A 3,259-nucleotide genomic window follows, 5' to 3' on the forward strand; every position below is an offset into this window, starting at 1 on the left:
ACGTAGTCAGCGTGACCTGGGCAGTCAACGTGAGCGTAGTGACGAATGTTCGAGTTGTACTCGACGTGAGCGGTGTTGATGGTGATACCGCGCGCTTTTTCTTCTGGAGCCGAGTCGATTTTGTCGAACTCAACGACGGCCGAACCGAAAACTTCGGAGCAGACGCGAGTCAGAGCTGCGGTCAGAGTGGTCTTACCGTGGTCAACGTGGCCGATAGTGCCGACGTTAACGTGGGGAAGGGAACGATCAAACTTTTCCTTAGCCATCGATACAATCCTCCGCAGAAGAAAATAGTCTTACGCTGATAAAACAAAGGCAGATATTTTCATATCTGCCTTGTTTATATGGAGCTCTTGAGCGGATTTGAACCGCTGACCTCACCCTTACCAAGGGTGTGCTCTACCAACTGAGCTACAAGAGCGAAACACTTTTCGCAAAATCCTGCAAACTTGGAGCGGGTAGCGGGAATCGAACCCGCATCATCAGCTTGGAAGGCTGAGGTTCTACCACTAAACTATACCCGCGGAGCTTGCGGCTCTCGCTAAAACTGGTGGAGGGAGAAGGATTCGAACCTTCGAAGCTCTCGCAACGGATTTACAGTCCGTCCCCTTTGACCGCTCGGGAATCCCTCCAGATGTGGCCGGCATTCTATGTGTCTGCCGTCCTAGTGTCAAGCGTTTTTTCAAATTTTTTCAATCAAATCTGAAACTTAGCTGCTTTGACACTCGCTTCCAGTTCTGCCACCTGAGTGGTGTTCCCTGTGAAGCGGGCGCCATTCTATCAAGCTATTCGCCAGTTGCAATACCCTGACAGAAAATAATTTTACGTTTTAAGTCTTTGAAATCGTTGGAAAGAGTCTCAAGGACCGTTTGGTCCAGCAAACGCTCGCTTTCCGGGGAAATCTTGAGCCAGAAACCTTCGGCCCCAGGCAGCTGCCCGGACACTGGCGCAGCATTGATATCCAGGCTCAGCAGGCGTTGTCGCAGCGCATCGAGCTGATCGCGAGCAACCAGGCCACCGACTACCAGGCATTCATCGCGTCGCCGGGCCGGTGCAGACGCCCCGGTCTCCTTGAGCAGGCGAATCTCCTGCTGATTACCTTTGTACAACGACAATGGCGCGACGTCCTTCGCCTTCAGCGGGGCTTCCTGTTGGTGCCAGACGTAATAGAAGACGTTGAGCACCAGCAACAGCAGAAACAACCAACGCATATGCACCTCAGTCCAGTGGACAGGCCATGGCCAAGCCGACAAATACCAGGTCAGGGACGACCCTGGCCTGCGGCGCCGCCTCTCGCACCAGCGGCGCATCCCCACCCGTCAGGAACACCGTGAAGTCTTCCCCCCACAAGGCCCGAGCCTGCTCGAGCTGAGTGCGGGCAAACCCCTGCAGCATCAATACACAACCGCGCTCTACCGCTTCTACAGTGGAGCGCCCTGGAGCAAGGCTGCTCAAGGCACGCTCGGCCGAAGCGTCGTCATAGCGAATACGGCGGGTATGTGTACGCAGCTGGCTACGCATCAGCGGCATGCCCGGGCAGATGTAGCCGCCCAGGTGCTCGCCATCGGCCGAGACGAAATCCGCCTTGGCCGCGGTGCCCAGGTCAATGACCAGGCATGCGCCCTTGGCGAGATGGAATGCACCCAACGCCGCCAGCCAGCGATCCATGCCCAGGCGCTGGTAGTCCTCATAACCATTGCGCACACCTGCCATTTCCTGCGCAGGCTCGGCAACACGGGCAACGACTGAAAATGCCTGGGCGATCTGCGCGCACAGGGCAGCAGTTTCATCCTCGCTGCGCACACTGACAATGCGACAGCCCGTAAGGCGCAATGACGGGAGCGCCGCAACCTCGCCTACCAGTGCCTGATCCGAATCGACAATACCACCACCTACAATGGTGGCGTCGGTAGCGTGAATGACACGCCACTTGATGAAGCTGTTACCGCAGTCGAGCTCAAGAATCATCACGCAACCTCAAACTGAGCTCACCACCACTGAAGCTCTTTTCCACACCGTCGACCTCAAGGCGCAATCCGCCCTGCCCGTCCACGCCCAGCACAATACCATCGATGCGCGTGGTACCTGCGATGAGAGACACATTACGCCCCTGCCACAGGTGCGCCTGCTCCCACTCTTCCTGGAACGCCGCAAAACCGTAGCGCCGATGACGGGCCAATTCATGTTGCAACTGCTGGCTGAGCATGGCCACCAGGCGATTGCGATCAATTGTCACACCGACCTCACGCCGCATAGAGGTCCACTGTTGATCGACCTGCTCATTGACCTGCATGTTCACATTGATACCAATGCCGAGCACGACATGGCAGACGTCTGCGGGGTCGCCCACAAGCTCCAGGAGAATACCGGTGATCTTCTGCCCACGAACCAGGACATCGTTGGGCCACTTCAACCCCACATCCTTTACGCCAAATGCCTGCAGCGTTCGCATCACGGCCAACCCGACCACCAGGCTAAGACCTTCGAGCTGACGCATTCCGCCATCAACGCGCAGAACCAGGCTGTAGTAGAGGTTTTCTGCAAATGGACTTATCCACATGCGACCGCGTCGACCACGGCCAGCACTCTGGCGCTCGGCCAGGACCAGGAAAGGCGCTGATCTCCCCTCGCTGGCCAGGCGCAAGCCTTCGGCGTTGGTCGAATCAATGGTTTCATGGATGAAAACGGGCCAGCGCTCACCTTCGGTGAACCCTGCGATCGCCTGCGTATCGAGCAAGCTCAGTGGCGCGGCCAACTGGTAGCCACGCCCACGGACTTTATGAATGGTGAGGTTCAGCTCACTTTCCAGGTGTTGCAGCTGCTTCCAAACGGCGCTGCGACTTACCCCGAGGGCTGCCCCCAAGGCCTCTCCGGAATGGAACCGGCCATCCTTGAGGAGATTCAACAACTTCAGCATGCCAGTCTCGACTTGGAATAAGGCTGGCATGATAGCTAGGGGTCGTTGGCTTGCATAGGAAAAGGGCTGCGGGTAGCTGCCACAAGTACCGAGTATTTCGGCCATAAAAGACAAAACCCCTACCTGCATGCGCAGATAGGGGTTTTGCGAAATGAATCTTGACGATGACCTACTCTCACATGGGGAAACCCCACACTACCATCGGCGATGCATCGTTTCACTACTGAGTTCGGGATGGGATCAGGTGGTTCCAATGCTCTATGGTCGTCAAGAAATTCTGTAGCCAGAATGTCTGTTGAACACTCTTGGCGAATTCGGATATGCGATATTTGTGATGTTGCG

General features: G+C 56.4%; 4 protein-coding genes, 3 tRNA genes and 1 rRNA gene. All 8 read right to left on the reverse strand.

Annotation, left to right across the window (positions count from 1 at the left end):
- A partial coding sequence (locus tag J7573_RS25505) for a GTP-binding protein (protein WP_253250581.1) occupies window positions 1-266 on the reverse strand: 266 nt, incomplete at its 3' end.
- Window positions 267-345: 79 nt separating this feature from the next.
- A tRNA-Thr gene (locus tag J7573_RS25510) sits at window positions 346-421 on the reverse strand.
- Window positions 422-450: 29 nt separating this feature from the next.
- Window positions 451-524, reverse strand: a tRNA-Gly gene (locus J7573_RS25515).
- Window positions 525-548: 24 nt separating this feature from the next.
- Window positions 549-632: transfer RNA gene (locus J7573_RS25520), tRNA-Tyr, on the reverse strand.
- A 153-nt stretch (window positions 633-785) separates the two neighbouring features.
- Window positions 786-1,211, reverse strand: coding sequence for a hypothetical protein (locus tag J7573_RS25525; protein WP_110640016.1), 426 nt, complete (start codon window positions 1,209-1,211; stop codon window positions 786-788).
- A gap of 7 nt (window positions 1,212-1,218) precedes the next feature.
- Window positions 1,219-1,968 (reverse strand): pantothenate kinase, encoded by a 750-nt coding sequence (locus J7573_RS25530; protein WP_294341349.1) that lies wholly within the window; start codon window positions 1,966-1,968, stop codon window positions 1,219-1,221.
- Window positions 1,958-2,917, reverse strand: a complete 960-nt coding sequence (gene birA, locus J7573_RS25535) for a bifunctional biotin--[acetyl-CoA-carboxylase] ligase/biotin operon repressor BirA (RefSeq protein WP_294341352.1) — start codon at window positions 2,915-2,917, stop codon at window positions 1,958-1,960. Before birA ends, J7573_RS25530 begins: the two co-directional genes overlap by 11 nt.
- Before the next feature lie 156 nt (window positions 2,918-3,073).
- A 5S ribosomal RNA gene (gene rrf / locus J7573_RS25540) occupies window positions 3,074-3,189 on the reverse strand.
- Window positions 3,190-3,259: the final 70 nt, after the last annotated feature.

Source organism: Pseudomonas sp., assembly GCF_017744435.1.
In the GTDB taxonomy this organism is placed as follows: domain Bacteria; phylum Pseudomonadota; class Gammaproteobacteria; order Pseudomonadales; family Pseudomonadaceae; genus Aquipseudomonas.

Coding starts and splice junctions, on each gene's coding strand:
- J7573_RS25525 (WP_110640016.1), bottom strand. CDS start 1,211: ATGCGTTGGTTGTTTCTGCTGTTGCTGGTGCTCAACGTCTTCTATTAC.
- J7573_RS25530 (WP_294341349.1), bottom strand. CDS start 1,968: ATGATTCTTGAGCTCGACTGCGGTAACAGCTTCATCAAGTGGCGTGTC.
- birA (WP_294341352.1), bottom strand. CDS start 2,917: ATGCTGAAGTTGTTGAATCTCCTCAAGGATGGCCGGTTCCATTCCGGA.